This window comes from Paenibacillus sp. YN15 (assembly GCF_003285005.1).
In the GTDB taxonomy this organism is placed as follows: Bacteria; Bacillota; Bacilli; order Paenibacillales; family NBRC-103111; genus Paenibacillus_AR.
Window position 1 is genome coordinate 1 of sequence record NZ_QMFA01000101.1, and the last position, 904, is coordinate 904.

General features: G+C 54.4%; 2 protein-coding genes. Both read right to left on the reverse strand.

Translation table 11 applies throughout. From position 1 onward, the window contains the following. Positions 1–21 precede the first annotated feature (21 nt). Positions 22–318 (reverse strand): hypothetical protein, encoded by a 297-nt coding sequence (locus tag DQG13_RS30330; protein ID WP_113023926.1) that lies wholly within the window; start codon positions 316–318, stop codon positions 22–24. Beyond that, positions 318–904: IS630 family transposase (locus DQG13_RS30335; RefSeq protein ID WP_113023927.1), on the reverse strand; the 587-nt coding region annotated here is incomplete at its 5' end. The genes DQG13_RS30335 and DQG13_RS30330, both read right to left, overlap by 1 nt.

Consider the following 904-nt stretch of genomic DNA (forward strand, 5'->3'; position numbering starts at 1 on the left):
ATGGAAAAGGACCAAAAGGTCCTAAAACTCGTCGAGCACAAACGGGAATTGATCGACGAGTAAAGCGAGCAGCTCACGAGCGGTACCGGTATAGGGGGTTGCTTCCCAACGGCCGGATGTGTTGGCCACGCCAAGCTGAAAGAGACGGCCTTTCTTTTCCAAGGAAAAGCGAGCACGATTGGTTCGTTCTCCCTCTTCCATCGAGTAGATTATCAAGTGGGTGCCATGCTTGCGCACGCAAAGATGCCCCAAGCCTTGTTCCTGCAGCGTGTCTTCCAGCTCTTCTCCGATTCCTTCCAGAATGAGGGGGTTCATCATTACGCCACCTCCTGACCGGAGACAGAGTAACCCTTAAAGCGCCAGTGGAAGGGATGCTTGTCTTGCGTGTTCCATCGCGTGATGAAACTCATCACTTTGCGCTTGAGATCGGCTTTCGACACAAAACTGCCGTGTCGTAACACCCGCTTGCCCAGGATGGAAAAGAAGATTTCGATCTGGTTGACCCAACTGGCATGAATCGGCGTATAGTGGAACTCAAATTTGTTGCCATGCCGGGCGTTGAACCTCTTCCATCGTTCGGACGGACCTTCGTGATGGATATTCAGGTTATCCCAGATCACGATGATCGTCCGACAGTGGCGGTAGCGCTCGGCGAGCTGCTCCATGAACGCTTCCAGATCTGTGGCTGTCCGACCCTTGCCACAAGAAGCCGTTACCTCTCCGGTCTGGATGTCAAAGGCGCCAAACAGCGTCTGGGTGCCGTGGCGGATGTATTCAAACTCCACCCGCCCCCGCTTGCGGGGAGTGGGCAACTGGGTGTCGTACTTTTTTTCGTTGGCTTGCATGCCGGTCTTTTCATCGATTCCCACGAGCGCCACGTCGTCGGGAAGATCGGCGTGATACA

Coding starts and splice junctions, on each gene's coding strand:
- DQG13_RS30330 (WP_113023926.1), bottom strand. CDS start 318: ATGATGAACCCCCTCATTCTGGAAGGAATCGGAGAAGAGCTGGAAGAC.